This window comes from Methanoculleus caldifontis (assembly GCF_032842345.1).
Lineage (GTDB): Archaea > Halobacteriota > Methanomicrobia > Methanomicrobiales > Methanoculleaceae > Methanoculleus > Methanoculleus caldifontis.
In genome coordinates this window covers 228,843-253,603 of the sequence record NZ_WBKO01000003.1, presented here as the reverse complement: position 1 = coordinate 253,603, position 24,761 = coordinate 228,843, and the positions used below count along the sequence as shown (strand labels likewise).

The 24,761-nt window shown below is 62.2% G+C and carries 27 protein-coding genes and 1 tRNA gene; 5 read left to right on the top strand and 23 right to left on the bottom strand.

The features are described from left to right. Positions 1-978: 978 nt before the first annotated feature. Positions 979-2,319, bottom strand: coding sequence for a DNA methyltransferase (locus F8E02_RS13030; RefSeq protein WP_317066048.1), 1,341 nt, complete (start codon positions 2,317-2,319; stop codon positions 979-981). A 230-nt stretch (positions 2,320-2,549) separates the two neighbouring features. Beyond that, positions 2,550-3,983 carry an MATE family efflux transporter gene (locus F8E02_RS13025; RefSeq protein WP_317066041.1) on the bottom strand — a complete coding sequence of 478 codons (1,434 nt, stop codon included), beginning with the start codon at positions 3,981-3,983 and terminating at the stop codon, positions 2,550-2,552. A gap of 252 nt (positions 3,984-4,235) precedes the next feature. Between F8E02_RS13025 and F8E02_RS13020 the strand changes: the two genes are divergently transcribed. Continuing rightward, complete coding sequence (locus tag F8E02_RS13020; protein ID WP_317066040.1) at positions 4,236-4,439, top strand: hypothetical protein; 204 nt, start codon at positions 4,236-4,238, stop codon at positions 4,437-4,439. 67 nt (positions 4,440-4,506) lie between these two features. Then, a complete protein-coding gene (locus tag F8E02_RS13015; protein WP_317066039.1) occupies positions 4,507-5,523 on the top strand; it encodes an AI-2E family transporter in 1,017 nt (338 codons plus the stop codon). Between the two features lie 43 nt (positions 5,524-5,566). On the opposite strand, the gene F8E02_RS13010 is transcribed toward F8E02_RS13015, so the two are convergent. Both F8E02_RS13010 and F8E02_RS13005 read right to left on the bottom strand, forming a co-directional pair. After that, positions 5,567-7,690 carry a catalase gene (locus F8E02_RS13010; protein ID WP_317066038.1) on the bottom strand — a complete coding sequence of 708 codons (2,124 nt, stop codon included), beginning with the start codon at positions 7,688-7,690 and terminating at the stop codon, positions 5,567-5,569. Further along, positions 7,683-8,093 carry a hypothetical protein gene (locus F8E02_RS13005; RefSeq protein WP_317066037.1) on the bottom strand — a complete coding sequence of 137 codons (411 nt, stop codon included), beginning with the start codon at positions 8,091-8,093 and terminating at the stop codon, positions 7,683-7,685. Before F8E02_RS13005 ends, F8E02_RS13010 begins: the two co-directional genes overlap by 8 nt. 62 nt (positions 8,094-8,155) lie before the next feature. Between F8E02_RS13005 and F8E02_RS13000 the strand changes: the two genes are divergently transcribed. After that, entirely contained in the window at positions 8,156-9,142 is a 987-nt protein-coding gene (locus F8E02_RS13000) for an alpha/beta hydrolase family protein (protein ID WP_317066036.1), read from the top strand. Here F8E02_RS13000 and F8E02_RS12995 read toward each other — a convergent pair. The 19 genes from F8E02_RS12995 to F8E02_RS12905 all read right to left on the bottom strand — a co-directional run bounded on the left by F8E02_RS12995 (position 9,120) and on the right by F8E02_RS12905 (position 22,017). Further along, the gene (locus F8E02_RS12995; RefSeq protein WP_317066035.1) at positions 9,120-9,266 is read right to left on the bottom strand and encodes a hypothetical protein; all 147 of its coding nucleotides are present in this window, start codon (positions 9,264-9,266) and stop codon (positions 9,120-9,122) included. The genes F8E02_RS13000 and F8E02_RS12995 overlap by 23 nt on opposite strands. Before the next feature lie 101 nt (positions 9,267-9,367). After that, positions 9,368-9,652: a HepT-like ribonuclease domain-containing protein gene (locus F8E02_RS12990; RefSeq protein ID WP_317066034.1), complete on the bottom strand. Its 285-nt coding sequence runs from the start codon at positions 9,650-9,652 to the stop codon at positions 9,368-9,370. Continuing rightward, a complete protein-coding gene (locus F8E02_RS12985; protein WP_317066033.1) occupies positions 9,645-9,965 on the bottom strand; it encodes a nucleotidyltransferase family protein in 321 nt (106 codons plus the stop codon). The genes F8E02_RS12990 and F8E02_RS12985 overlap by 8 nt, the downstream gene beginning before the upstream one ends. 634 nt (positions 9,966-10,599) lie before the next feature. After that, positions 10,600-10,932: a hypothetical protein gene (locus tag F8E02_RS12980; protein WP_317066032.1), complete on the bottom strand. Its 333-nt coding sequence runs from the start codon at positions 10,930-10,932 to the stop codon at positions 10,600-10,602. Then, positions 10,932-11,201 (bottom strand): hypothetical protein, encoded by a 270-nt coding sequence (locus tag F8E02_RS12975; protein WP_317066031.1) that lies wholly within the window; start codon positions 11,199-11,201, stop codon positions 10,932-10,934. Before F8E02_RS12975 ends, F8E02_RS12980 begins: the two co-directional genes overlap by 1 nt. A gap of 226 nt (positions 11,202-11,427) precedes the next feature. After that, positions 11,428-11,538, bottom strand: a tRNA-Met gene (locus F8E02_RS12970). Positions 11,539-11,609: 71 nt separating this feature from the next. Continuing rightward, complete coding sequence (locus F8E02_RS12965; protein WP_317066029.1) at positions 11,610-13,085, bottom strand: acetyl-CoA carboxylase biotin carboxylase subunit; 1,476 nt, start codon at positions 13,083-13,085, stop codon at positions 11,610-11,612. A 15-nt stretch (positions 13,086-13,100) separates the two neighbouring features. After that, on the bottom strand, positions 13,101-14,852 hold the full coding sequence (locus tag F8E02_RS12960; protein ID WP_317066028.1) for a pyruvate/oxaloacetate carboxyltransferase: 1,752 nt from the start codon (positions 14,850-14,852) through the stop codon (positions 13,101-13,103). Between the two features lie 44 nt (positions 14,853-14,896). Then, positions 14,897-15,559 (bottom strand): hypothetical protein, encoded by a 663-nt coding sequence (locus F8E02_RS12955; protein WP_317066027.1) that lies wholly within the window; start codon positions 15,557-15,559, stop codon positions 14,897-14,899. Further along, complete coding sequence (locus F8E02_RS12950) at positions 15,541-16,239, bottom strand: ATP-binding cassette domain-containing protein (RefSeq protein ID WP_317066026.1); 699 nt, start codon at positions 16,237-16,239, stop codon at positions 15,541-15,543. The genes F8E02_RS12955 and F8E02_RS12950 overlap by 19 nt, the downstream gene beginning before the upstream one ends. Continuing rightward, entirely contained in the window at positions 16,236-16,907 is a 672-nt protein-coding gene (locus F8E02_RS12945; RefSeq protein ID WP_317066025.1) for an energy-coupling factor ABC transporter ATP-binding protein, read from the bottom strand. The genes F8E02_RS12950 and F8E02_RS12945 overlap by 4 nt, the downstream gene beginning before the upstream one ends. After that, positions 16,904-17,404, bottom strand: coding sequence for a biotin transporter BioY (locus F8E02_RS12940; RefSeq protein ID WP_317066024.1), 501 nt, complete (start codon positions 17,402-17,404; stop codon positions 16,904-16,906). The genes F8E02_RS12945 and F8E02_RS12940 overlap by 4 nt, the downstream gene beginning before the upstream one ends. A gap of 103 nt (positions 17,405-17,507) precedes the next feature. Continuing rightward, positions 17,508-18,488, bottom strand: coding sequence for a biotin--[acetyl-CoA-carboxylase] ligase (locus tag F8E02_RS12935; protein WP_317066023.1), 981 nt, complete (start codon positions 18,486-18,488; stop codon positions 17,508-17,510). Positions 18,489-18,493: 5 nt separating this feature from the next. Further along, the gene (locus F8E02_RS12930) at positions 18,494-18,928 is read right to left on the bottom strand and encodes a DUF2111 domain-containing protein (RefSeq protein ID WP_317066022.1); all 435 of its coding nucleotides are present in this window, start codon (positions 18,926-18,928) and stop codon (positions 18,494-18,496) included. A gap of 19 nt (positions 18,929-18,947) precedes the next feature. Continuing rightward, entirely contained in the window at positions 18,948-19,526 is a 579-nt protein-coding gene (locus F8E02_RS12925; RefSeq protein WP_317066021.1) for a hypothetical protein, read from the bottom strand. Further along, positions 19,523-20,959, bottom strand: a complete 1,437-nt coding sequence (locus tag F8E02_RS12920) for an RtcB family protein (RefSeq protein ID WP_317066020.1) — start codon at positions 20,957-20,959, stop codon at positions 19,523-19,525. Before F8E02_RS12920 ends, F8E02_RS12925 begins: the two co-directional genes overlap by 4 nt. A gap of 10 nt (positions 20,960-20,969) precedes the next feature. Continuing rightward, positions 20,970-21,377, bottom strand: coding sequence for an archease (locus tag F8E02_RS12915; RefSeq protein WP_317066019.1), 408 nt, complete (start codon positions 21,375-21,377; stop codon positions 20,970-20,972). A 2-nt stretch (positions 21,378-21,379) separates the two neighbouring features. Next, positions 21,380-21,649 carry a hypothetical protein gene (locus F8E02_RS12910; protein ID WP_317066018.1) on the bottom strand — a complete coding sequence of 90 codons (270 nt, stop codon included), beginning with the start codon at positions 21,647-21,649 and terminating at the stop codon, positions 21,380-21,382. A gap of 53 nt (positions 21,650-21,702) precedes the next feature. Further along, positions 21,703-22,017, bottom strand: a complete 315-nt coding sequence (locus tag F8E02_RS12905) for a DUF2551 domain-containing protein (RefSeq protein WP_317066017.1) — start codon at positions 22,015-22,017, stop codon at positions 21,703-21,705. A gap of 401 nt (positions 22,018-22,418) precedes the next feature. On the opposite strand from F8E02_RS12905, the gene F8E02_RS12900 reads away from it, so the two are divergent. Both F8E02_RS12900 and F8E02_RS12895 read left to right on the top strand, forming a co-directional pair. Then, positions 22,419-23,273: a protein translocase subunit SecF gene (locus tag F8E02_RS12900; RefSeq protein WP_317066016.1), complete on the top strand. Its 855-nt coding sequence runs from the start codon at positions 22,419-22,421 to the stop codon at positions 23,271-23,273. Beyond that, positions 23,270-24,730 carry a preprotein translocase subunit SecD gene (locus F8E02_RS12895; RefSeq protein ID WP_317066015.1) on the top strand — a complete coding sequence of 487 codons (1,461 nt, stop codon included), beginning with the start codon at positions 23,270-23,272 and terminating at the stop codon, positions 24,728-24,730. The genes F8E02_RS12900 and F8E02_RS12895 overlap by 4 nt, the downstream gene beginning before the upstream one ends. The last annotated feature ends 31 nt before the right edge of the window (positions 24,731-24,761 follow it).

The window sequence follows — 24,761 nt, the reverse complement described above, 5'->3', positions numbered from 1 at the left end:
CAGTGACCTCTGGCAGGATCAACCAGAATTTGAAGTATGCACACTACTGATAAACTTGGGAGGAATTAGCGGTTACTGAACAAATTTCCGCATTGCCAATGCCAACGTCAGAACCAACCCGCGATTGCGCGGTCATGTTGGGTCTCCATCAATAACAGGGAAACAATGTTTGTTTTGTAGATATTTAAACATTTGCTCCCTGTATCAGATTCGAGGATTTCGCCTCGAACCTTCATGTCCGATTTCAGGCGAGTGCCCGAACAGGGCAGGTAGTCGCCTGCGCAGGAAATAATGTTTGTTCTTCATTGCATATAAACATTATGTTCTTGCTTCAGGTGTCGAAGCGACGATTCCCGGAGGAATTTCGCCGCAACGCGGACCCCGTTCGAGATCTGCTGCACCTGCGCAGGAAATAATGTTTGTTCTGCATTGCATATAAACATTACGTCCAGACTTCGGGTTTTGAAGCAGCGGTTCCCGGAGGAACCCCGCCTCAATCGCAGGCCCCGGCCCGAACGCGCAGTTCAGGTCGGGGCATGCTTCACCCGTGCAGGACATAATATTGCATCTCAATGCATATAAACATTATGTTCCCGGTTCAGGACCGATCCCGGAGATTCCATACAGGATCTCCGGACCGATGGACAGAATCAGCCGGAAGACGTTCTCCCGGCCCGACCTGTTTCACCCTTGTGAGGATTAACATCTGTGATTTGTAGTATATAATAGATTCGCAGGCCGCGCAGGATTGGACCGGAACTCCACCCCACATTCCAGGGCACAGGTGCCTCGCGCGTTCTCCGGGCAACATAGACCCGGGGGGCGCGCATCACCGGTACGACTTCAGGGGATGAACGCGGCCCCTCGCCTCATGACCGGCGCGCGGACCGCAAGGGTAATAGCGGGAGAGGCATATCCCCATCTCCGGGATCGCGGAGCACGCGCGAGACCCGCCACCCCAGCAGACCCCGGATCGTGCTACTTTTCCCAGCAATAGACGCACTTGCGCACCTCGCACCGCCCGTGTCTCCCCATCTGCTGGCTGCTGTTCCCCTTCCCACCGGGCAACGCGTAGATGGTCTCGACCGTCAGTCCCGCCGCCTCGGCGAACTCCGAGAGTATCAGGTCCACGGGGACCGCCTCCCCGGCATACCGCACATTGTCGTTGACGTAATAGATGCGGCCGCCCTCTTTGAGCAGGCGCGCCATCTCGAATATCACGAACGAGTGCTCGTAGAAGTAGTTCCTGACCATCCGGTATATGCCCGGATTGTTCAGCTTTCTCTGGCCATGATACTCTTCCAGGATCGCAAGGACCTCATGAAGGGCCTTGCTCGATCGGAATGCGCGCCCGGCATCTTCAAAGGCATCCAGCCGGTCGCCCTCAACATAGACCTGCCGGATACGATCGATCTTCTCCCGGTTCTCAACAGTGCACGAGAGCAGCGACTGCCTCAACTCCATGACGGCGCCGTTGCCGACGCCGAGAAACGCCAGTTCCAGTGCATACGTCCTCGTATAGTCATACCTGTTGCAGTAGGGAGGTGACGATATCACAAGATCGACAGAACCGTCCGGCATCGTCGGCAGGATCTCAAAGCACGACCCTCTCCGGAGTTCCATGGTCGTGCCCTCCGATGCCCCGCGCGCGGCGGCCCCCCCACGACCGCGGATATCGGCAAGAATCCGGTCTAGTTTCTCAAAGAGCGCGTCTTCGAAGGCAAGCACCCTGCCTTTATGATAGGTCGCCCCGACCCTCCCCGACCGCCGGTCCCACCGCAGAAATTGCCCGTCTTTGCGCGTGTAGCTGATCTGTTCGAGGATCGAGAAGGCCGCAAAGATCAGGACGACCCTGACGTCCTCCGGCTCCACCCGCTCGTTCACGTATGTCAGAAAAGCGTTCAGTTTGCGCTCGTTCTCTTCCGGGAAGGCATCCCGCGTTATGGTAAGGTGCTTGAACGAGTGGGCTTCATCGATCGGCGAGGCCTCAAACGAGATGCGTCCAAGGTGAGAGGCGGCCTCCCTCAATTCGCCGAAACTCAGGCGCCCGACAGCCTGCCGGGCGCGGACAGCGAACTCCCCTACGGGCAGGAGTTCTATCCCGATCGAGTCAAAACCGCATTCCTGTGCTGAGAAGAGCGTCGTGCCCGCCCCGGCGAAGGGGTCCAGGATCACCCCCGTCCGCTCCGGGTAATCCCGGATGAACATCTTCACCATATCTGCCGAGAAGCCTTCTTTGTAACTGAATAACCTGTAGAATGGAATCTTCCTGTTAGCCTGGAAACTTACCAGTCTCCGGCTCAAGTCGGGATTGACCACGATCCGGTCACGGTATCTCGCTTCCAGAGCCTCCCTGTGGTTATTCGAGCTCAAGAGATCTCACCCACGGCTTTTTCGCACGTATGGCGGCATCCTGAATATATAGGGCTGCTCTTTAAAATGCTGCCTGATGCTCACCAGGCACAGGAGCAAAGCGACGTATGCCGGTGAGATCAACACCGGGTCACCCCGGCGGGGGGGCGGAGGTGGCGGTCGCACCGCCGCCCCGTTCAGGCGGCGGCCGCTGTTGCTTTCCGGCTCACGGCGATGAGACGGGCGATGTAGAGTCGGGCCCAGCCGTATCCGACGATCCCGCCGAGAATGTTGCCGACGACGATCCCCCACCAGACCCCGGCCTCACCGAGGTCAAGGACGATCGCAAAGAAGTACACGATGGCCACGGTGGCGACGAGGTTCCTGAAGAATTCAAGTGCCAGGGCAAAGAGCCCCCTCCCGGTCCCCTCAAAGACCCCGGCGGAGATCATGCCCGGCGAGACGAAGGGATAGAAGAAACACATCGTCATCAGGAAGGCGGTAATACTGCCCGCAAGGTGTGCGCTGTCGGCCGAGTAGGCGAAGATCCAGGAGATCGCGGGCGCGAAGAACCAGGTGGCGAGGGAGAGAGAGAGACCGATGAGGATGCCCGCCCTGACCGCGAAGGAGTGAGCAACCAGGAGTTTCTCGTGCTTCCTGCCCCCGTAAGCCGCGCCCGCCACCGAGACGACGGCGATGGACATCGCGATGAAGGGGATAAGGGCGAAGAAGACGATCCGCCACCCGCCGGTGTACACGGCGACGGCATCCGGCCCGGCAACGTGGACGAGGATCGCATTGATCGCGATCGTGGCGGCCGACATCAGCACGAACTCAAGGCTGGTGGGGATGCCGACGGCAAGGATATCGACCGTCGTGCGCCACTCCGGGATGAAGCGCCTCCAATCGATGGCAATATACGTGTCCTTCCGGACCAGGAACCAGGAGAGGAGGAGAGCGCAGACGGCACCCATCGATATGAGAGTAGCCCAGGCGGCACCGGCGATGCCCATGCCCGCGCCGTAGATGAGGATGGGATCGAGGACGATGTTGAGGACCGCGGAGGCGGCGACGGCGTACATCGTCCTCCGGGTGTTCCCTTCGGCCGTGAAGACGGCGTAGAGGATATCGGCGAAGAGGAGGAATACGGTCCCGGCGAAGATGATGCTGCCGTACTCGACGGCGTAGGCCGCGGTCTCCCCGGCCCCCAGGGCGAGGACGAGCGGCTCGATGAAGAAGAGGAGGGCGGGGGTGACGACGGCCGAGAGGGCGAGCACGATGACGATGCCGTGCATGGCTACGCTGTCCGCCCCTGCCTTATCCCCGGCCCCGATGCGGCGGGAGGCGGCCGAGGTGACGCCGGCCCCAAGCCCGCTCCCAAGACCGATGAAGATCAGAAAGATCGGGGTGATGAACCCGACGGCGGCAAGGGCATCCGGACCGAGGCCGGCGACCCAGACGGCATCGGCAAGATTATAGACCGCCTGAAAGAGCATGGCGACCATGATCGGGACGGCGATCTTGAGGACGGCGCGCTTCGGGTCGCCGGTGAGGACGGCGACACCTTCGGTGATCGCGTCCTTTCGTTCGGTCGATTGCGGATCGGATGTGAGGGGGGTGATTTCGCTCATAGGTATCCTTCAGATCAGGTTTTCTCGTAATAGGGGCCGGGAGAAGAGAAATCGTGGTTCTCCCGGGCACCTTCGGTCGGCGCCGGGAAGAAGCAGACTATTTCGCGCTTCATACACATAACGGTTGCGCCGGGCCGGGCCTTCTGCCTCCCGGGGCGGTTTGCAGTCCACCAGGTACGATCTGCTGCAGAGGCAGATAAGGCACCGGAGTCTGACCCACGGGAGGGTTCTGTCAGAAGCACGGCAGGCAGGATGAGAGAGCACGCGGTAGAGGTGATGCCGGAGACGGCGATCACCGCGACGCTCCTGAAGATACCGTCCGAGGCATCTGCCGTAGGTGAGCAGGATGCCCATCCCGACCGGGAGGAGAAGAACGCCTGCCCGGATGCCGCCGCCCGGAGAATTTTCCGGGACAGCCCCCCTTCCGGGGCGGTCTCTCTTCCCCGCCGGAGGTGAGGAAGTGTATCGAACCAGCACCTCCCCCTCACCCATTATCACCTCGTCGGTCTACTCACGACGGCTCATGGACAGAGACCACTTCCTCCGCGGCTACGAGGATCTCCTCCTGGCAGCCGCGATCTTCATCGTTGCGATCGTGGTATTCCGGCCGCTCCTCGACGTGATAGTCTTATCTTTGACGTTCGCCGTGGTCGCGATGCCGCTCAAACGATGGCTGAACCGCAGGCTCGGCGCCCCTTTCGCCGCCATGGTGACGACGATCACGGCCTTTGCCCTCCTCCTGATCCTGGGGCTCTTCGTCGTCGGCATACTCTACCAGAATATCGATTACCTCAGGGATACGGCGGCACGCATCGCCTCGGCCGTCGGCGAGATTCAGGCCGGCGATCTTGAGTTCCTGCCATTCATCCCCCCAGAAACCATCCGGGGAGGGCTGGATGCAGGGATGGCCGGAGGCCTTGAGTATCTGGCCGTGCAGGCATTTGCGGCTCCGGGTCTCTTTCTCCGTGCCGCAACATTCTTCCTGATCCTCTACCTGGCCCTGCTCTTCGGAGAGAAGGTCTACGCCGAGATCCGGCAGAGGCTGCCGGAGCGGCTCGGCTACGCCGTCGAAGAGGTCTCGGCACGGTCGGTGGATACGCTCCACGCGATCTACATCGTCGAGGTCATCGTCGCCGCAATCACGTTCTTCATCGCCATCCCGTTCTTCTACCTCATGGGATACGACCGCATCCTCTTCTTCTCCTTCATCACGGGCGCCTTTCAGCTGGTGCCCATCATAGGGCCTTCGTTCATCATGATCCTCCTTGCCCTCCTTGCCGTGATTGAGGGTGATATCGTCCGTGCCGCACTCCTCATCGCCGTCGGGTATCCCGTCGTCGCGGCCTTTCCCGACGCCTACATCCGTCCTATCCTGATGGGCGGGCACACCGGGATCAGCCCGGTCATCCTCTGGATCGGGATCTTTGGGGGCCTGCACGTGATGGGGCTCTTCGGCTTCGTCTTCGGGCCGCTGATCCTGACCTGGGTTGTGACGGTCTACCGGATCCTCATCGAGGAGAGGGAGCCAATCAGCCAGTAAGGATCGTTCTCTCGCTCTGCTGATGAAAAAAAGAGAGGCCGCGTCAGGCCGGGACCTGCTCCTTCTTCTCCCGGTCCCAGTGACGGTGTTGAGCGATGGCCGTCTTGAACTTTCCGGCAAACGAGTTCACGTCCCCCCGGCTCCCGCAGGTCACGACCCCCATCTCGGCCACGGCCTCTCCCCCGGAGCCGGCGTCGGCAAAGGCCACGCCCTTGATATCCGACGCCTTCAGGAGTTCGATCCCCTCTCCCATCGCCCCGATCGGCTTGCAGTGCTTGAAGGCCTCGTTGACGAAGTGGATCGCATAGCCCTGGTTCTTCAGGGTCTCCGCGTGCTTCCCGCCCGGGACGTACACGGCGTCGTACATGATGGAGCCGGTCGTGACGTAGCTCTTGTCCACTTCCATCTCCTTTCCGTCGGCGGACCTGATCTTGCCGAGGAACTGCGAGACGATCAGCGGGTGAGCCCCGCCGTCTTTGAGCACCTGCTTGACCTGCATCACCTCGTCGTGGTTATACCCCTCCACGGCGAGGATCGCGACCTTTCTGCTCTTGACGGTATCCTTGATAGTCCTCTCCTGGCTGAGGTTCGGCGACTTCTTCGTGCCGGGCGACGCGCCCTTCTCTGCGGGAGGCGGCACCCCGATCCCCTCTGCGATCCGTATCGCGAGGTTGCCGTCGACGTTGTTGATGAGGTCCACCACCCGCTTGCGGACCCCTTCGTCCGAGACCTTCCCGAGCTCGAAGTGGAAGGCCTTGACGATATGCTCTTTCTCGGCGTCGGACATGCTGTTCCAGAAGAGTTTCGCCTGGCTGAAGTGATCGTTGAACTTCTCGCTCCGTGCGCGGATCTTCCTCGCATCGATCTTCTCCTGGTAGTGGGCGAAGCCCCCTTCCTTCACCGATGCCGGCCGGGGTTTGTTTGCGCCGAGCGCGTTCGGGAAGTAACTCGTCACGCCCCTGTTGATCGTCATCCGGTTGTAGCCCTCGCGCTGGTTGTTCGCGACGGGCGCGAGCGGCCGGTTGATCGGGATCTCCTGGAAGTTCGGGCCGCCGAGGCGGATCAGCTGGGTGTCGAGGTAGGAGAAGAGCCGGCCCTGCAGGAGCGGGTCGTTTGAGAAGTCTATCCCCGGCACGATGTTCGCCGGGCAGAAGGCGACCTGCTCAGTCTCCGCGAAGAAGTTGTCCGGGTTCTGGTTCAGGATCATCTTCCCGATCCACCGGATCGGCACCTCCTCCTCGGGCCAGATCTTCGTCGCGTCCAGGATGTCGAAGTCGAAGTTGTGCTCGTCCGCCTCCTCGATCATCTGCACCCCGAACTCGAACTCCGGGTAGTCTCCCATCTCGATCGCTTCCCAGAGATCGCGGCGGTTGAAGTCCGGGTCCTTTCCGGCCAGTTTCTGGGTCTCGTCCCAGACGAGCGAGTGGACGCCGAGCAGCGGCCGCCAGTGGAACTTGACGAACCGCGCCTTCCCCTCGGCGTTGACGAACCGGAAGGTGTTGACCCCGAAGCCCTCCATCATCCGGTAACTCCGCGGGAGCGCGCGGTCTGAGAGGACCCACATGATCATATGCGTGATCTCAGGGAGGTTCCCGACAAAGTCCCAGAAGGTGTCGTGGGCGGCGGAGGCCTGCGGCATCTGGTGGTGCTGCTCCGGCTTGATGGCGTGGACGAGGTCGGGGAACTTGATCGCGTCCACGATGAAGAAGACAGGCATGTTGTTCCCGACCAGGTCGTAGTTCCCCTCCTCCGTGTAGAACTTCGTCGCGAACCCCCGGACATCCCTGACCGTATCGGCAGACCCCCTGAATCCGACGACGGTCGAGAACCGGACGAAGACCGGCGTCTTCTTCGCAGGGTCCTGCAGGAACCCTGCTCGCGTATACTCGGTCATCGGTTCGTAGACCTGGAAATAGCCGTGAGCGCCCGATCCCCGGGCGTGGACCACCCGCTCGGGGATCCGCTCGTGGTCGAAGTGCGTCAGTTTTTCGCGGAAATGAAAGTCTTCAAGGAGTGTCGGCCCCCGCTCTCCCGCCTTGAGCGAGTCGTCGGTGTGGCTCACCCGGACCCCCTGGTTCGTCGTGAGATATTCGCGCTCCGGGTCTTCGCGGACCTTGTCCAGCTGCTCCTGTTTGCTCTTCTCGTTTACCTTCCTTCTCTCATCCATACACCCTCACCTGCATCCCCCTCACCCTGGCCGGTGCCCTGCACTGCTGCGCCGCAGGTTGCCGGCCGTCGGTGGGAACGACCCTCACATCCCGGTCAGTCATCATAAAAGTAACTGAATGCCGGTGCATGGGCGGGGCTGGTGCTCGCGAGTACGATCCGTGATTGGGTTGTGCGACGGGTATGCCCGGATTACCGGCACGGCTGCAGGTGCTGCAGGATAGGAAGAGGACCATGCAGATCTTTTTCAGTTCCCGGACAGCGAGGAGATGGTTGTCGGGGGAGAGGAGCCCGGCCGTGCCGAACCGCTCGATGACCTCTCCGCCCGGCATCCAGGTTAGGATCACCTGCGAGTAGACCCAGCCCGGATTCATGCGATAGACCGCCTCCGAACCGGCGGTCACGAAGGCGCGGAAACGCGCCTCGCTCGTAGATATTAATACCATTCCCGCGCCAGGGGTGCATCATGACGCTCATATCCGAGGAGGTCGCGTGGGACGTGGACGGGATTCCTGTCCGGGGCACCCTGACCCGGCCTCTAGGCACGGGCCCTCACCCGGGAGTCGTCTTCGTCGCCGGGAGCGGGCCGACCGACCGTGACTGGTGCTCCCCCCTGATCCCGGGCACCAATTGCAGCGGCCGCCTGATGGCCGAGGCCCTTACCCATGAGGGGTTCATGACGTTGCGCTACGACAAGCGGGCCTCCGGACCGCATGCACAGGAGAATGTCCGCCGGCTCGTGGGCAGGATCAGCATGCAGAGCCACCTCGACGAACTGATCGGTGCCGTCGACGCCCTCTGCTCCGATGGAGATATGGATCCCGGCCGGCTGTTCGTGCTGACCAGCAGCGAAGGAACCATCCACGCCCTGAACTATCAGCTGCAGGCGATGGACCGGCGATTCGCAGGCCTCGTGCTCACCGGCGCCCCCGGCCGTTCCGTCGGGCAGGTGGCCCGCAGCCAGCTCCTTGCCCGGACAGCGAGCCTGGAAGACGGCGATCTCCTGATGAACAAATACGATGCCGCCATCGCCGCTTTCATGGCAGGGCAGCCGGTGACGCCCGATCCCTCTCTCCCGGAAGGGATGAGGGGCCTGCTCCTCAGTCTGGCAAGTCCCGTCAACCTGCCCTTCTCGCGGGAGCTCTGGTCGAGCGATCCGGCTGCCCTCCTCGCGAAGGTGACGGAACCCGTCCTCGTCGTTATCGGGAAGAAGGATATCCAGGCCGACTGGCAGGCAGACGGCGGTGCGCTGGAGAGTGCGGCTGCCCGGGACGGCAACGTCACGTTTGCATACCCGCCCGATGCGGACCATGTGCTGAAGCACGAGGAGCAACCGCGGGATGCGCTCGTCGCCGCCGACGTCGGAGCACGATACAACAGCGAAGGGCGCAGGCTCGACCCGGAGGCTCTCGGCGTGATCGTGGACTGGCTCAGCGGGCAGAGTCGACGGTGAACCGCACGTCCGGTTTTTTCCGGACGTCCGGGATCTGCCTCTTTTGAACCCGCGTGGCGCAACAAGCGTTGACGAACATCGCCTCGAAGGCCCTGTTCGGGAGGACGGCCAGTTCCTCTACCAAAGATCGAGATTTGAAACTCAATGGATCTTTCACTCACCATTTCTGGTTGATGCGTCAAGAGCGAGCAGAACTGCCTGAACCTTCGGTTCGAGAACCGGGATCTAGGTCTTGAGAATAGCCCAGACAATCCTCCAGTCTACCTCAAAATATGCGTGAATCAGCTTGTCCCGCGATCCGGCCATCAGCCTCCAGGGAATCTCCGGATGCTGCTCTTTTTGGTGCTCGGAGATGTTCTTCGTAGCCTCTCCGATGATCTCAATTGCCCGGACGATCGCATGCTGTCGTATCGGGTCACGAAGCAACTCCTCGTACGTCAGATCTCTACCGATCTCACGGAGAAGCACGATCTCGTCAAGGATATGGCGGAGAAAAAGTTCGTCACGCATCACACCAGACCACCTCCTGTTCGACATAGGGCCGGATGTATCGGCTGAGCCCCTGTTCGGTGACGAGGTCTACCCGGCGTCCGAAGAGGTCCTCCAGGTAAAACGCAAGTTCCATGAAGTTCCGAAACGTCGTCTGCCCCGGTGCAAACTCGACCAGCACATCCACGTCGCTATCGGGCCGTTCCTCTCCTCGTGCGGTAGATCCGAAGATGCCGATCTTCGTGACACCGAACCGCTCCCGGAGATCCGGGAGAACTCCCTCAAGCTTCGCGACGAACTCGCTCTTCTCTTCACGCTGCGTCCGGGCTGCCATACGGGTTCTGCTTGCCTCCTGATCGTACCTGGGGGTGAGGAGATGATGAATGTTGCCGTCCGCAGTAGAGTCTACCAGTCTCACGCCTCGGCTTCGGAATTAGCGCGAACGGGACCCCGAGCGATGCACCTCCGCCCGCAGAAGTTTCCGAATCAGAAACATTTTGTTTTCATTCTGGAAACACCTGTTCACGGACAGGAGCGGCATGGAAAAACGGTCTTTATCGAACTCTTCAAAACCAAGGAGAGGATACGCATCCTTCGGTATGTTGCCAAACGGAGTCCAGTAACAGCGACAGCAGTTCCCGGGGCAACAGGGACCTCAAAACCTCTTGTCTCACGCTACCTGCGCCTGCTGGCTAAGAACGGCTTTTGCGTACAACATTGCCGGGAATACACCTGGAACCAGAATGCCCGGAGTCTGGCGGCGAAGCGCCTGCTCAACACCGATCTCCTTATGACGGTGGTTCCGTTCCCGGAATATCCGGGGTATAGGGGTTTACGGAAGTTATGGACAAGGGACGAATACAGCCGACAGCGACCTCAGCCTCCGGGTGCTGGTCGATGAATATGCACCGGACCTTGAGATCCATGCGACAAGAGCAGGGAGAGCCGCAGGTCCAGGGAGGTTACACTCAGTACCCGAACCGGCGATCGTAGCCGGTGTGGTCCAGCCACTCGATGATGACCGCGATTGTGTCGCCGTCGCTGGCTACGGTGTACATGAGCCGCCACGAACGAGTGAGATTATACTTCCAGAGATTCTTCAGCGGCCCGTATTTCTGGTGGTAGTCTTTCGGGATCAACTTCTTCGGCACCTGGATCCCGCAGAAGGCATCTGCCGCGATTCTGCCGAGAGCCCGGACCAGCAGTTCGGCTAGCCGACGATCTCCCGGATCCTGGGAGGCCTGAAGAGCCAGGAAGGCCTCTCGCACCTGCTCGTCTGCAAAATAGATGCGACACTTCATCAGAACCGCAGGTCTTCGCGCATTGCATACTTCCGGACCAGTTCCGGGTCGTGAATCCAGCAGATCGTCCCCCGTGAATCACTCGCTATCTTCCCCGACTCCAGGAGATACTCGATGATCGTCTTGAACGTCTGGTACATCATCTTCTTCGGCAGGTTCTCCCACAAGGCCCGCCGTTTGTATTCGCCGCTGTGCTCCTGAATGAACTCTTCGACCATCCGGATCGTGTCGAGCTGGGGACTGTGTGTGCTCGGTTTACACGCTGGCATGAGTGGCTTTTAGTTGTATAAGTAAATATAACCATGACCTCCCGGCAATTCTGCCGGGAGGTTGCCGTGACCAAAGCACAGTCGAACGGACCCTCAGTTATGAAGCAGTGCGGCATCGCGCACATGAAAAAGGTCTTTATCCTCGATAGTGGAGTAGGATCGTGAGAGAGAAATCTCGAAGGAAAAGGCTTCTTTGCAAAATTGGATTACGAACGTGCTAAGATTATGCTGCGGGTGGGATCCGAACCCACGATCTCCAGATGTCCCAGGTCTGGACGCTCCGTTTTTGCTCAAAACCCTATGAGTCTGGCGCCCTAACCGGCTAGGCCACCGCAGCGCACAAAGTGCAGTATAACAATGACGTATTGACAAATAAACCTTGTGGCCCCTCCAAAAAATTGAAGAGGCTCACTTCGCGGTCTTCCGGAGGTAGATGTCCACCGCAGCCGTGATCGCCGCGACGTGCTTCCCCTGGCGGAGGGATGCGGCCAGGGTCTGCATCCGGGCCTCCTCGTCGTGGAGGTAGCGCCGGAGACTCGCTGCGATATGCTCCTCCTTGAGGAAGTGCGTATGGGTATCGCCCGCGATGAAGTGGGCGTTCTGCATGATCGCGTAGTGGAGCGGGAGCGTCGTCTTCACGCCCAGGATGACGTACTCGTAGATCGCCCGGCGCATCCGCTGGATCGCCTCCTCGCGGTCGGACCCCCAGGCGCAGAGCTTCGAGATCATCGAGTCGTAGTGCGCGGGGATGGCGTAGCCCATGTGGATCCCCGAGTCGACCCGGATCCCCGGGCCTCCCGGCGACCGGTAGCGGACGATCTTGCCCGGGTCGGCCGTGAAGTTGTTCAACGGGTCCTCCGCGTTGATCCGGCACTCGATCGCGTGCCCCCGGATGGTGACGTCCTCCTGGCCCATCGCGAGGTCTTCGCCTGCGGCGATCGCGATCTGCTGCTTCACCATATCGATCCCGGTGATGAACTCCGTGACCGTGTGCTCCACCTGCAGCCGGGTGTTCACCTCCATGAAGTAGTAGTTGCCGTTTGAGTAGAGAAACTCCACCGTGCCCGCGTTCTTATAGTTCGCCGCCTTCGCGGCCGTGATGGCGGAGGCAGTCATCCGGTCCCGGAGGTCCGGGGTCATGATCGGGCAGGGCGCCTCCTCGACCAGCTTCTGGTGCCGGCGCTGGATCGAACACTCGCGGTCGTAGAGGTGAAGGGTGTGGCCGTTCGCGTCGGCAAGGATCTGGATCTCGATGTGGCGCGGTTTCGTGAGGTATTTCTCGACGAAGATCGTCGGGTCCCCGAAGGCCGACTGGGCGATCCGCATCGACTTGTCGAGCGCCTCCTCGAGCTCTCCCTCGCTCTCGACGATGTGCATCCCGATGCCGCCGCCGCCCGCGCTCGCCTTCACGATCACCGGGTAACCGATCTCCGCGGCGACCTTCTTCGCCTCGTCGATGCTCGTGACGCCTTCCGGCGTGCCCGGCAGGACCGGGACGCCCGCCTCGCGCATCATCCGCTTCGACCCGATCTTCGAACCCAGCGCCTCGATCGTCTTCCACGAGGGCCCGATGAACGTCAGCCCCTGGTCCTCGACGAGCTTCGCAAACCCGGCGTTCTCGGCAAGGAACCCGTAGCCAGGGTGGATCGCCTCCGCCCCGGTCTTCCGCGCCACGTCGCAGATCCGCTCCTTGTTGAGATAGCTTTTGGACGGGTGCGCCTCGCCGACACAGAAGGCCTCGTCGGCATACTTGACGTGGAGCGAGTTCTTGTCCGGTTCGGAGTAGATCGCGACCGTATCGATGCCGAGCTCCCGGCAGGCGCGCATCACCCGGATGGCGATCTCGCCGCGGTTTGCGATCAGGATCTTATCGAAGTATTTCATCGCCCTCGCAGCCTCTCACTCGATAACCATCAGCACGTCGCCGTTCTGCACGACGTCCCCGGCACTCGCGAAGATATCCACAACCTTTCCGTCGCGCGGGCTCCTTATGGGGTTCTCCATCTTCATCGCCTCGAGGACGATGAGCGTGTCTCCCTTCTTCACGGCGCTCCCGCGCTCGACCAGCACCTTCAGGACCATGCCCTGCATGTTGCTCTTGACGCCGCCGGCGACATCCCCGCGTGGGATCCTCTCCTTTGCCGACGCAGCTGCCGACGGCGCTGTGACCGAACCCCCTTCCACGGTGATGATCCGGACGGAGAAGATCTCCCCGTCCACCTCCACCTCCATGGCGCTCGGGATATCCACGGCCCGCGCCGGCTCGACGGCGACCGGCTGCGGGATCACTTCGGCCTGGCGCTCGCCCTTCAGGAACGAGGGGGCGATGCTCGGGTAGAGGATGTAGGTGAGGACGTCCTCCTCACGCCTGACGAGGCCCTGCTCCGTCGCTTCTGCCCGCATCTGCTCGTAGATGGGGGTGAGGAGGTCTGCCGGCCGGACCGTGACCGGCTCCTGGTCGCCGATGATCAGTCTCCGCACCTCCGGGCTGATCGGGGCGGGCGAACGCCCGTAGAGGCCGAGGACGTAGTCCTTCACCTCTTTGGTCACGTTCTGGTAGCGCTCCCCGCCCATGAGGACGTTGAAGACCGCCTGGGTCCCGACAATCTGGCTCGTCGGGGTCACGAGCGGCGGGTAGCCGAGATCCTTCCTCACTCGCGGGACTTCGCGGAAGACCTCGTCCAGGCGGCCGAGCGCGTCCTGCTCCTTGAGCTGGGAGACGAGGTTCGAGATCATCCCGCCGGGGAGCTGGTAGATCAACACATCGGAGTCGACCCTCTCCGTGATCGGGGAGAAGAGCGGCCCGTACTTCTCCCGCAGGTCCTGACAGATGTTACGGACGTTCCTGAGCGGGATGAGATCGATCCCCGTGTCGCGGGGCGTCCCGGCAACGCTCGCCACGACGCTCTCCGTCGGGGGCTGGGAGGTGCCGAGGGCGAACGGCGACATCGCCGTATCGAGGATATCCACGCCTGCATCGATCGCCGCCTGGTAACTCTGCGGTGCGACGCCGCTCGTGCAGTGGGAGTGGAGGCAGACCTTTGCGTCCACCCGCCCCTTGATCCCGGAGATCAGATCCCGGGCGTCGTGGGGCATGATCAGGCCGGCCATGTCCTTGATGCAGATCGAGTCGCACCCGAGCGCGTAGAGCTCCTCCGCCATATCGATGAATGTCGCGACGGAGTGGACCGGGCTCGTCGTGTAGGATATCGCGCCCTGCAGGTGCGCCCCGACGTTCCTGACCTCCTCCATCGCCTTCTTCATGTTCCGGATATCGTTCAGCGCATCGAAGACCCGGAAGATATCGACACCGTTTCGTGACGATACCTCGACGAACCTCTCGACCACGTCGTCGGGATAGTGCCGGTAGCCCACGAGGTTCTGGCCCCGCAGGAGCATCTGGATGGGGGTGCGTTTCAGTTCGGTCTTCAGCATCCTGAGCCGGTCCCAGGGATCGTCGTTGAGGTACCGGATGCAGCTGTCAAAGGTCGCCCCGCCCCAGGCTTCGACAGAGAAGAAACCGACTTCGTCGATCGCACGGGCAAGAGGGACCATGTCCTCAGTCCTGAGCCGGGTGGCAATAAGCGACTGATGCGCGTCCCTAAGCGTGGTATCGGTAATATTGAGTGAATCAAATTTGGCAGCACACATCGAATTCTGCACCTCGAAGGGCTGAGAAGATATCAATAAAGCCTCTAAAAACTTCTTCCTAATAATATAAAAACATCACCAACGGGCAGAACGGATAAAAGCAGAGGGATAAGGGCCGATAGGGCTGCAGGGGTATCCGCGGTGCTTTTTCTGAACCGGGGGCAGATCCGCCCCCCATGCGTGTATCCGCGGACCACCAGCAGGCGGGCGATCTCCTCGGACCTCCGGAGCTCGGTGACGATGAGGGTGACCGCAAGCGGAACGATCGACCGGAGTCCCGGCCGGATTCCTTTCAGCGCCATCGCAACCCGCACCTGGTCGATCTCCTGTCGCAGAACCCCAAGACCGGAGAGGCCCATCTCGGCGATGAGCCCGATCTCGAACCCGATCCGGTTGCCGAGCGCCCAGACCGCGACGGCAAGCACCTCCCCCTCCTCCGTCGCGGCGTATGCCCATGCGGCGAGGAGGAGGAGCACGGTCATCCGGATAAAGTACGAGAGCCCTGCGCCGCCACCCAATTCCGAGACGAGGGCTGTGGCGGCGATCATCGCGACGAGGGGGAGGAGCAGCCCAGGCCGCGGGAGGGATCTTGTGCGCGGCGTGAAAAGCAGCCACCAGGCGAGGGCGGCGACGGCTCCCGCCGTGCTCGTAAATGCGGCAACCGAGAGGGCCGTAACGGCAAAAAGCCTCAGCCGCGGGTCCTGCATAGTGCCTCCCGTGCATCCGCGAGCCTGATGTTCTCCGGGCTGGCCCCCTGCTCCAGGGCATACCGGAGGTAGGAGGGGGCGTGCCGCCACCGGAGGATCGCTCCCGGCACGCTGCCGAGGGGGGTCAGGGTCCCGGCCTCCACCTCGGAGATCGTGTCCACCCGGGGGAGGACCGCCTGCTCGTGCGAGAAGATGATGGTGATCCCCGCATCGCGCTCCTCGATCATCCTGCAGGCGGTCCGTTTTGCGGCACAGTCGAGCGAGCCGAACGGTTCGTCGAGCATCAGCAGGTCCGGGTCCCGCATAACCGCGCAGGCAAGGGTCAGTCTCCGGAGTTCGCCGCGGGAGAGGTGGAACGGGTCGTCGTCCGCCCGCCGGAGGAGGTCCGCCCGGAGAAGCACGTCGTCCGCATCGAGCCCCCACGACCGGACCTCGCCGGCGACGGTCGGGCTGGTGATGTGGTATTCGGGAAACTGGAGCAGGAGCAGCGTGGAGGAGACGCCGTGCTGCCGGATCGCCCCTCCCGTGGGCGAGAGGAGGCCGGCGAGGAGAAGAGCGAGCGTCGACTTCCCGCTCCCCACCGGCCCGCTGACCAGGTGCACGCCCTCCCCGAAGGTCCCGTCGCCCCGAAGGGTGAACGAACCGCGGGAGAAACGGAGACCCTCGACCTCCACCCTCACCGGAGCATCCTCCAGAGCGTGGGATAGAAGCAGGTCTCCTCAAGCAGCGAGAAGACCTCCTCGGGTGTGCCGTGGTGCCGGACCGCACCGGCTGCCATGAAGAGGAGATAGTCCGCTCCGGCCGCCGTCTCCATCGACTGGGTACACCAGAGGACGTGAGCCGCCGTGCTCTCCCGGACGACCCCCCTCACACGTTCCGCCGTCCCGGCGTCGAGGTGCGAGTCGGCCTCGTCCAGGATGAGCAGATCGGGATCGTCGGCGACGGCCGCAGCGAGCGCGACGAGGGCTTTCTCGCCCCCCGATAGCGTCGCGACCGATCTCTTGAGAAGGTGCGGGATGCCGACCCGCTCGGCGGCCGCCCGGACCCGCCCGTCGGTCTCGGAGCAGGAGCGGTGGCGGAACCGGGGAGACGACGCGATCTCGTCATAGACCCGGGAGAAGAGGAGCGTCCGGTCCGGAAACTCCCCCACCCACCCGACCTTCACGGCGGAAGTCGGGTGATCGAGGAACCGGACCGTCCCTTCGCCGGGCTCCTCGATCCCGGCACAGACTTCAAGGAGCGTGGTCTTGCCGCTCCCGTTCTCCCCGATCACGGCGATCTGCCGGGCTTCGAGCGCGAGATCGGGGATATCGAGGACCCGGTGCCGGAGCCCGGCAATCCGGATCACGCCACCCGCTCCCCGATGACGTACGCGGCCGCGACCTTCACGACCTCGCCGACGACGAACGGGGCGACGCCGAGGAGGACCGCCTGAGCCGGCGAGAGCGACGCCGACCAGGCGAGCCATGAGACGCCGAAGAGGTAGGTCACGAAGGTCGCTGCGAGGAGGCCTCCCACGCGGCACGCCTTCGACTGCCGCTCGTAAGCGAGCCCGACGATGACGGCAGCCGGGATGAAGCCCACCAGGAACCCGCCCGTGGGGCCGAGGAGCACTCCGAGGCCCGCCGTGCCGTTGTGAAAGACCGGGAGGCCTGCCGCGCCGAGGAGGACGAAGAGCGTGACGGGGATCGCCGCATACCGCTTCATGACGATACCGGCAAGGAGGATAAAGAGTGTCTGGAGCGTGATCGGGACCGGGGGCAGCGGGATGGATAACCAGCTTCCGGCAGCGATCAGCGCGATGAACGTGCTGCTGTGGGCGAGGATACGGGCGCGGTGCATCATGTCAACCAGAATATTTTGGACGGTTGACAAGAAAAATCCTGTTGATGTGCAAGCGATAGAGTCTCAACAAAAAAGTATACAGGGATTGGCGGGAGCCGGGGGACTAGAGCTGGAAGCAGTCCCCGGCGATGACCCGCTCGATCTTCCCGTTGTCCTTGCGGATGATCAGGGCGCCGTGCTCGTCGATATCGATCGCCTCTCCCGCGAAGGTCTTGTTGACGGTCGTGATCGCCACCCGGTGATCGAGCGTCAGGGAGAGGCTCTTCCACTCGCGGATGATCGAATCGTACTCCCCGTCCTCCAGCTGCTGGTAGCGCAGCTCGAACTCCCGCAGGATCCGCGCAAGAAGTGCCACGCGGTCGACCTCGCGGCCGACCTCCTCCTGGAGCGTCGTCACCGTATCCCTCAGGTTCGAGGAGAGATCGTCGAGAGCGACGTTCACGTCGATCCCCATCCCGAGCAGGGCGTAGTGGACGGTATCCGCCTCCGCGGCCAGTTCAAGGAGGAGCCCGGCGACCTTCTTATCTCCGATGAAGATATCGTTGGGCCACTTGATGAGGGCGCTGATGTTGTACTCCTTCCGGATGGCGCGGGCGACCGCGATCGACCCGGCCATCGTGATCATGAAGAGGTGATCGAACGGAACTTTCGGCTTCAAGACGATGGTGGCCCAGATGCCGCCTGCAGGCGAGACCCAGGCGCGGCCGAGCCTTCCCACGCCGCCCGTCTGCTCCTCGGCGATGATCACCATCCCGTGCAGGTTCGCGGGATCGTTCTCGGCGGCGAGTTTCTTCCCGATCCAGCTCGTCGAGGCGGTGCTGTCGAAGTGGCGGATCTGCTTGCCGATGAACCGGGTGCGGAGCCGCTTATGGATCTCGTAGGGGAGGAGCCTGTTCGTCTTCGACTCGAGCCGGTAGCCTTCCGTCCGCGACGACGATATGCCGTATCCGAGCCTCCTGAGTTCACGAATCTGTTTCCAGACGGCCGAACGGGTGACACCCAGCTGCTCTGCAATCCGCTCGCCCGATATCGGGCCAGGCGCTTCTTCGAGAATCTTCAATAGGTTGATTGCCGTGTCCTTCATGTCGATTACCTTTTCGCTGCGGACGACTCGGTCGGGAGCGGACAGGGGTCCTCACCGCATACCTCTCTTTTGATCTTCGCGTTCTGTCTCATGAGATCGGCAAGGTCGAAGATGCCGGTCACGTCGACGATGCCGACGGCGCAGATGGCCCTGCCCTCATTGTCCCTCACCGGCGCCACCACCACCGGAATGCCTTTATAGGGACCGGCAGGAGGCTGGACCCTTTTTATGACGTTCTCGCGGAGGACCTCCTCCAAGACCGGGCCCGTATATGCCTCGTCGATGACGTTGCCGTCCTCCACCCGGACGCCCGGCTGGTCGCGGGAACGCGCCGTGACAGGCAGATGACCAAGCAGATCATGGATGCAGAGCGCAACGGGAGCGAGATCGCGCGCGCCTGAAGATGCAGAGATGGTATAGTGCCCCATGGTCATACCCATACTTTCCATCAAGGTTTAACTAGAATAAGGTTTCCCTCTCGCCGCACGAGAATTCCTTCAGGAATTCGCGCGACGGATACTCATGGATGCTGGAGACCAGGATCATGCCCTCCCCGACTGCTTTTGCGATGAGAAGCGCCTCGCCGGAGGCCGATGCCACGAGCGTCTCGCCGCCGTGTGCGGGAAACGACCCGTCGCACTCGACGGCGGCAAGGTCGTAGCCGGCAAAGAGGGAGTTGTACCTGCTCTCCCCGTTGAAGTTGACCGCTCGCGGCCCGTAGGAGAACGTGTAGGTCACCGGGAACGGGAGCCAGTCGTAGGCTTCCTCCCTTGAGCAGCCCGCGCCGAAGACCAGCAGCCGCCCCCCGCCCTCGACGAAACGCCTGATGCGGCCCTGTGCAGCCCGAAGCGCCGGGAGGAGGTTCGAGTAGGCCGGGTTGGCAAACCCCGTCGGCACGATGAGCGAGACGAACTTCCCGCGCCAGAAGGGCGAGGCGAGCATGTGGGGATTGACCGCCTCGCAGCAAGCGCCGCAGTCCTCGATGAGCCGCGAGAACATGAGGGGGTTGTCCCAGAGCAGCCCGGTCCTGCCGGTCATCCCTTGATCACCCCGAGCGGGCCAAGCCTCGCGACGATATCGGATAGCCCCGCCTCGTGCACGACGCGGACCACCTCTCCGCTCGGCTTGTAGACCTCGGGCGCCTCCTCCGCAAGGGCGGCGTCGCTATGGGCGCGCACCACGATGCCTTCGCCCGCAAGCTGCTCGCGGAGCTCCCGCCCCCTGACCTCCTTCTTCGCCTTCGACCGGCTGAGCACCCTCCCGGCCCCGTGACAGGTGCTCCCCCAGGTCTTCTCCATCGCGGTCGTCGTGCCGTGGAGGAGGTAGGAGGACGTCCCCATGCTCCCGGGGATGATCACCGGCTGCCCGACCGCGGCATATTCGCGGGGGATGCCGGGGGCTCCGGGTCCGAACGCCCGGGTTGCGCCTTTCCGGTGGACGCAGACCTCCGTCGCGGTGCCGCCGATATCGTGGCGCTCGAACTTCGCGACGTTGTGCGCGACATCGTAGATGAGCCGCATCTCGTCGTACTCGATCCCGAAGACCTGCGAGAAGACCTTGCGGACCTCGTGCATGATGACCTGCCGGTTCGCCCAGGCATAGTTTGCGGCCGAGGCCATGGCGCCGAAGTAAGCGCGGGCTTCAGGCGAGTCGATCGGAGCGCAGGCGAGCTGCCGGTCGGGGAGATGGATCCCGTAGCGGGCAAGCGCCCCCTCGATCGTCCGCAGGTAATCGGTGGCGACCTGGTGGCCGAGGCCCCGGGAGCCGCAGTGGACCATGAAGCAGATCTGCCCCTCGTGGACCCCGAAGGTACGTGCTGCCTCCGGGTCGGGGACCTCCTTCACCACCTGGAGTTCCAGGAAGTGGTTCCCGGCGCCGAGAGTACCTAACTGCGGGATGCCCCGCTGCCGCGCCTTGGCGCTGACGGCATCGGGGTCCGCGCCCGGCATCGCGCCCTCCTCCTCGCACCGGACGAGATCCGCCCCTGTGCCGAGCCCGCGCTCGACCGCCCACCCCGCGCCGTCGGCCAGGATCGCGGAGAGGTCCTTGTTCGAGACCCGGAGAGTGCTCTTCGCCCCCACGCCGGTCGGGACGGCGTTAAAGAGCCGCTCGATCAGGTCGCGTTTCTTCTTCGCAAGGTCGGCCTCGGTCAGGGGGGTCGTGATCAGCCGGACGCCGCAGTTGATGTCGAATCCGACCCCGCCGGGCGATATGACCCCCTCGGTCATATCGAACGCGGCGACGCCGCCGATGGGAAACCCGTAACCCCAGTGGATATCGGGCATGGCAAGCGAGTTCTTCACGATCCCCGGCAGGGTCGCGACGTTCGCGAGCTGGCGGACGGCCCCCTCCTCGAGCGTCTCGGCAAGCAGCGGGGAGAGGAAGAAGCGCCCCGGCACCCGCATCCCGGGGACATATCCGATAGGGACCTCCCATTCGAGGTCCCCGATCCTGTTGATTCCGGTAAGCATGGAAAAACCCTCAGATATCGAAGATGATCTCCACCACGTAACCCTCTTCTTCTTTAACGATTTCGAGCCCGAAGTAAGATATGCCCTTGACGAGCGTCCCTGCCGAATGCCGCGCAGGGTCGAACGGCTCGCCCCGGAGGGTGGCGGAGAGCCGGGTATCCCGAACCTCGACCTCGAACGTGCAGAAGACGGCGTACTCGACCTCGGTGATGAAGAGGAGTTCCGAGAGGTAGTCGATGAGAAGGGACTCGAGGTCCTCCGCCTCGAGGCTGACCTTCCGTTCGACACCCCGGTCCTCGCAGGGGCCGTACATCACCTGGAACATGGCCCGGCCTGCGTCGGCAAAGACCTCGTTGATGCTCGCGCCCCGCACCCGCATGAGGACGTCGGCCGTGTGGTCCAGTTCTTCGAAACTCATGATCAGAAATCTTCAAAGAATATGGGAATCATTCCCCGGTGGATGGAATCGATGTAACGTGCCTGGTATTTTGAGATGTAGACGGTATACCCCTCGACCGGAACCCGCAGGTCGGTGGCCTTCGGGGGCTTGACCGAGGTCGGCAGGAGGATGGGACCGCTGCAGGATGTGCTTACCCTGAAGTCGCGTTTACGCTCAAGGATATACGATCGGACATCTTCCGTGATGTAGATATCCTGCGATGGTCCGGACTCCCCTCTATCGCTCTGCATGATAGTCCCACATATTGGTTCTGCGTGTAAAAAAGAAGTATGGTTTCGGAGTGCTATGTCGTCCCGAGGATGCCCGCCACCACGTCCACGTACTGGTCTTTCAACTCATAGATGGTATTTGTTCCTTCTGCGTTCCGCCTGACGCGCAGAATACCTATCCGGGACGCGATCGTCCCGACCATGGATGCGACGGAGTGGTAACTGATGGAGAACTGTGCCTGCAGTTTCTCGTAGATCTGGGGGATGGTGAGAGCCTTGATCTTTACGAAGAGTTTGAGGAGCTCATGCCGGATTCCGTCCCGGTCGCGCGAGAGATAACCTTTGAGTCGGGCCTCTATCTCTCTCTTGAACTCCGAGGGCGATCTCATATGTGCTTGTGATTCTGTATTTTATATATATTTTTTCTTTTCACTCATTTGCTTGGAGATTATCTCGCTGAGGCGACAATTGTCTGACGAAACCGTAAAATCAGGGATATAATACGATCGTTTACCATACGGACCTATTTCGAGGGTTAAACCGCCTTTTATCCGGACATTTGCCGGGATATCTCACGATGGGCTCCTTTGTTCCTCGCCCTGCGTCGGCTGCTCGCGGATTTCGCCCCGGCCGGCGAACCCCTACGGCGCACGCGGCGAGGCGTCGGCCGGATGGAGCGTCGTTCTGCCGCACACTCAGGGCCATCGGGCCGTTATCCGGGCATATCCGGATTCCCACCGCATAGACATGAGCAACCCTTTAACCTTTCACAATCGTACACTGATACAGCATGGAATTTGCCGGATATGACATCAACAAATACTCTCCGCGGCAGATGGTAGTGCTACCCCTCGTTCTTCTCCTCCTCGCCGGGGTCCTGCTGGGCTACACCACGCTCACCACCGGCCTGCCCATAACACCGGGCATCGACTTCGCGGGAGGAACGGCGGTCACCGCATTCACCTCTGACAGCAGGGAGACCATAGAAGCGACCTTCGCCGGGTACCCGCTGCTTTCTGTGGGTGAGGGGCTCGGGAATGGAAAATATATCCAGTTCGGGCCCATGGACGACGCCCAGTACCGGAGCCTCGTCGCGCTCATCAACGAGCAGTATCCCGACGCAAAGATAGACCAGATCGGCGAGACCTTCGGAAAGACCCTTCAGGGCCAGGCCTTCCTCGCCCTGATCTTCTCGTTCATCGGGATGGCGATCGTGGTCTTCGTAGCGTTCCGCAACGTGGTGCCGGCGGGTGCGGTCGTCCTCTCGGCCTTCGCCGATATCACCATCACTGCCGGAATCATGCAGATCATCGGGATCCCGCTCTCTCTGGGGACGACGGCGGCGCTCCTGATGCTGATCGGGTACTCCGTCGACAGCGACATCCTGCTGACCACGCGCCTCCTGAAGCGCAAGGGGAAGCTCGATGAGAAGCTCTCCGGGGCTTTCAGGACCGGCATCATCATGACGACCACGACCCTTGCCGCCATCGCGGCCATGTGGGTCGTCGCCACGGCGGGACAGATCCAGATCATCAGCGAGATCGCAGGCGTCCTCATCATCGGGCTCTTTGTCGACATGATGATGACCTGGATGCTGAACGCCGGGATTCTCAAGGCGTACATCCTCCGGGAGGGTAAGAAATGAACAGCGAAACCATCAAGAACCTTGTCAAGGACTGGCGTGTAGCCCTGCTGCTCGTCCTGATCGTCGCCTCCCTCGTCGGCATCTACCTTGCACCCCCGAATCCGGAGAGAGGGCTTGAGGGGAACCTCCAGTTCGGCCTCGACCTCGAGGGCGGCTCGTGGCTCCAGCTGGAGTTCCAGTCCGTGGTCGTCGCGTATTCGACCGACGGTTCGGTCGGAGACCTCATCGAGAACCTGCAGACGAGCCTTGAGGCAGACGTCATCCGGATCGACGAGAACCACATCGAGATCCGAAAAGAGGTCTCGCGGGCCGAGCTCGAACCGCTCTTCGCGGCGTCGGGCGCCACGATCGTCACCTACCACGAGGGCGTATCCGCCTTCACCGCGGATGAGGTGAAGCGGATCTTGAACGAGAAGGTGAACGCTCTCGGCATGCAGGACGCCAGGATCAACCTTCTCACCCCGACGGGAAGCGAGTATCCGCAGTACGTCCGGATAGAGCTTGCCGGCGTTGACATGGCGACGGCGCAGGAGATCGTCGGCACGCAGGGTCTCTTCGAGATCCGGATCCAGACTACCGGAAACCAGACCGAGCACGTCCTCTACGGAGACCAGATCACCAGCGTCGGCGTGCCGCAGAGGGAGCCCGGGACCCAGCAGTGGGGCGTCGGGTTCACGCTCTCCGAGGCGGGTGCGCAGGCCTTCCGGAATGCCGCCATCAGCCACGGCGCGGTCAACAACCCGGAAGCCCACCAGCTTGTGATGCTCCTCGATAACGAGACCGTCTACAGCGCTCCTCTCTCCAGCGGGCTTGCGGCGGAGCTCCGGTCCGGCCCGGTCAGGTCGCTCTCCGCGAGCACCGGGGCCGGCGACGCCGGGCTTGAGGATGCGATGACCCTCGAGATCCACCTCCGTGCCGGCGCCCTGCCGGTGCAGGTGGATATCGTCGGCTCCGGCTCGGTACCTGCGTCGCTCGGCGATCAGTTCAAGATGACGGTCGCCCTTGCCGGACTGCTCGCGCTGCTCACCGTTGCGGTCGTCGTCTACTACCGCTACCGCGAGCCGGCGATCGTGATCCCGATGGTGGCCATCAACTTTGCAGAGATCATCATCCTGCTCGGGATCTCCCGGTACATCATCCAGCTCGACCTCGCCACGATCGCCGGCCTGATCGCGGTGGTGGGTACCGGCATCGACCAGCTCGTCATCATCACGGACGAGGTTCTCCACGAAGGGCGTGTCCCGTCGCAGAACCTCTACATGAAGCGGTACGGGCGGGCGTTCGGCATCATCGCCATCGCCGCAGCGACGGTCTTCATCGCCATGCTCCCGCTGGCACTGATGGATCTCTCGACGCTCCGGGGCTTTGCCATCATCACCATACTCGGTGTCCTGATCGGCGTCCTTGTCACGAGGCCCGCCTACGGGAAGATAATCATGGCGATCCTCTCCAAATAGAACCCTACACAACCTTTATTGCCCCGTTCAC

What these genes read in the sequence shown, in the direction of transcription:
- F8E02_RS12915 (WP_317066019.1), bottom strand. Translation starts at nt 21,377, where the DNA reads ATGAGTTTCGAAGAACTGGACCACACGGCCGACGTCCTCATGCGGGTG.
- F8E02_RS12910 (WP_317066018.1), bottom strand. Translation starts at nt 21,649, where the DNA reads ATGCAGAGCGATAGAGGGGAGTCCGGACCATCGCAGGATATCTACATC.
- F8E02_RS12980 (WP_317066032.1), bottom strand. Translation starts at nt 10,932, where the DNA reads ATGAAGTGTCGCATCTATTTTGCAGACGAGCAGGTGCGAGAGGCCTTC.
- F8E02_RS12920 (WP_317066020.1), bottom strand. Translation starts at nt 20,959, where the DNA reads ATGCTTACCGGAATCAACAGGATCGGGGACCTCGAATGGGAGGTCCCT.
- F8E02_RS12985 (WP_317066033.1), bottom strand. Translation starts at nt 9,965, where the DNA reads ATGGCAGCCCGGACGCAGCGTGAAGAGAAGAGCGAGTTCGTCGCGAAG.
- F8E02_RS12940 (WP_317066024.1), bottom strand. Translation starts at nt 17,404, where the DNA reads ATGATGCACCGCGCCCGTATCCTCGCCCACAGCAGCACGTTCATCGCG.
- F8E02_RS12930 (WP_317066022.1), bottom strand. Translation starts at nt 18,928, where the DNA reads ATGGGTATGACCATGGGGCACTATACCATCTCTGCATCTTCAGGCGCG.
- F8E02_RS12895 (WP_317066015.1), top strand. Translation starts at nt 23,270, where the DNA reads ATGAACAGCGAAACCATCAAGAACCTTGTCAAGGACTGGCGTGTAGCC.
- F8E02_RS13015 (WP_317066039.1), top strand. Translation starts at nt 4,507, where the DNA reads ATGGACAGAGACCACTTCCTCCGCGGCTACGAGGATCTCCTCCTGGCA.
- F8E02_RS12935 (WP_317066023.1), bottom strand. Translation starts at nt 18,488, where the DNA reads ATGAAGGACACGGCAATCAACCTATTGAAGATTCTCGAAGAAGCGCCT.
- F8E02_RS12990 (WP_317066034.1), bottom strand. Translation starts at nt 9,652, where the DNA reads ATGCGTGACGAACTTTTTCTCCGCCATATCCTTGACGAGATCGTGCTT.
- F8E02_RS13000 (WP_317066036.1), top strand. Translation starts at nt 8,156, where the DNA reads ATGACGCTCATATCCGAGGAGGTCGCGTGGGACGTGGACGGGATTCCT.
- F8E02_RS12925 (WP_317066021.1), bottom strand. Translation starts at nt 19,526, where the DNA reads ATGACCGGCAGGACCGGGCTGCTCTGGGACAACCCCCTCATGTTCTCG.
- F8E02_RS12975 (WP_317066031.1), bottom strand. Translation starts at nt 11,201, where the DNA reads ATGCCAGCGTGTAAACCGAGCACACACAGTCCCCAGCTCGACACGATC.
- F8E02_RS12905 (WP_317066017.1), bottom strand. Translation starts at nt 22,017, where the DNA reads ATGAGATCGCCCTCGGAGTTCAAGAGAGAGATAGAGGCCCGACTCAAA.
- F8E02_RS12900 (WP_317066016.1), top strand. Translation starts at nt 22,419, where the DNA reads ATGGAATTTGCCGGATATGACATCAACAAATACTCTCCGCGGCAGATG.
- F8E02_RS13025 (WP_317066041.1), bottom strand. Translation starts at nt 3,983, where the DNA reads ATGAGCGAAATCACCCCCCTCACATCCGATCCGCAATCGACCGAACGA.
- F8E02_RS13020 (WP_317066040.1), top strand. Translation starts at nt 4,236, where the DNA reads ATGAGAGAGCACGCGGTAGAGGTGATGCCGGAGACGGCGATCACCGCG.
- F8E02_RS13010 (WP_317066038.1), bottom strand. Translation starts at nt 7,690, where the DNA reads ATGGATGAGAGAAGGAAGGTAAACGAGAAGAGCAAACAGGAGCAGCTG.
- F8E02_RS12965 (WP_317066029.1), bottom strand. Translation starts at nt 13,085, where the DNA reads ATGAAATACTTCGATAAGATCCTGATCGCAAACCGCGGCGAGATCGCC.
- F8E02_RS12960 (WP_317066028.1), bottom strand. Translation starts at nt 14,852, where the DNA reads ATGTGTGCTGCCAAATTTGATTCACTCAATATTACCGATACCACGCTT.
- F8E02_RS12955 (WP_317066027.1), bottom strand. Translation starts at nt 15,559, where the DNA reads ATGCAGGACCCGCGGCTGAGGCTTTTTGCCGTTACGGCCCTCTCGGTT.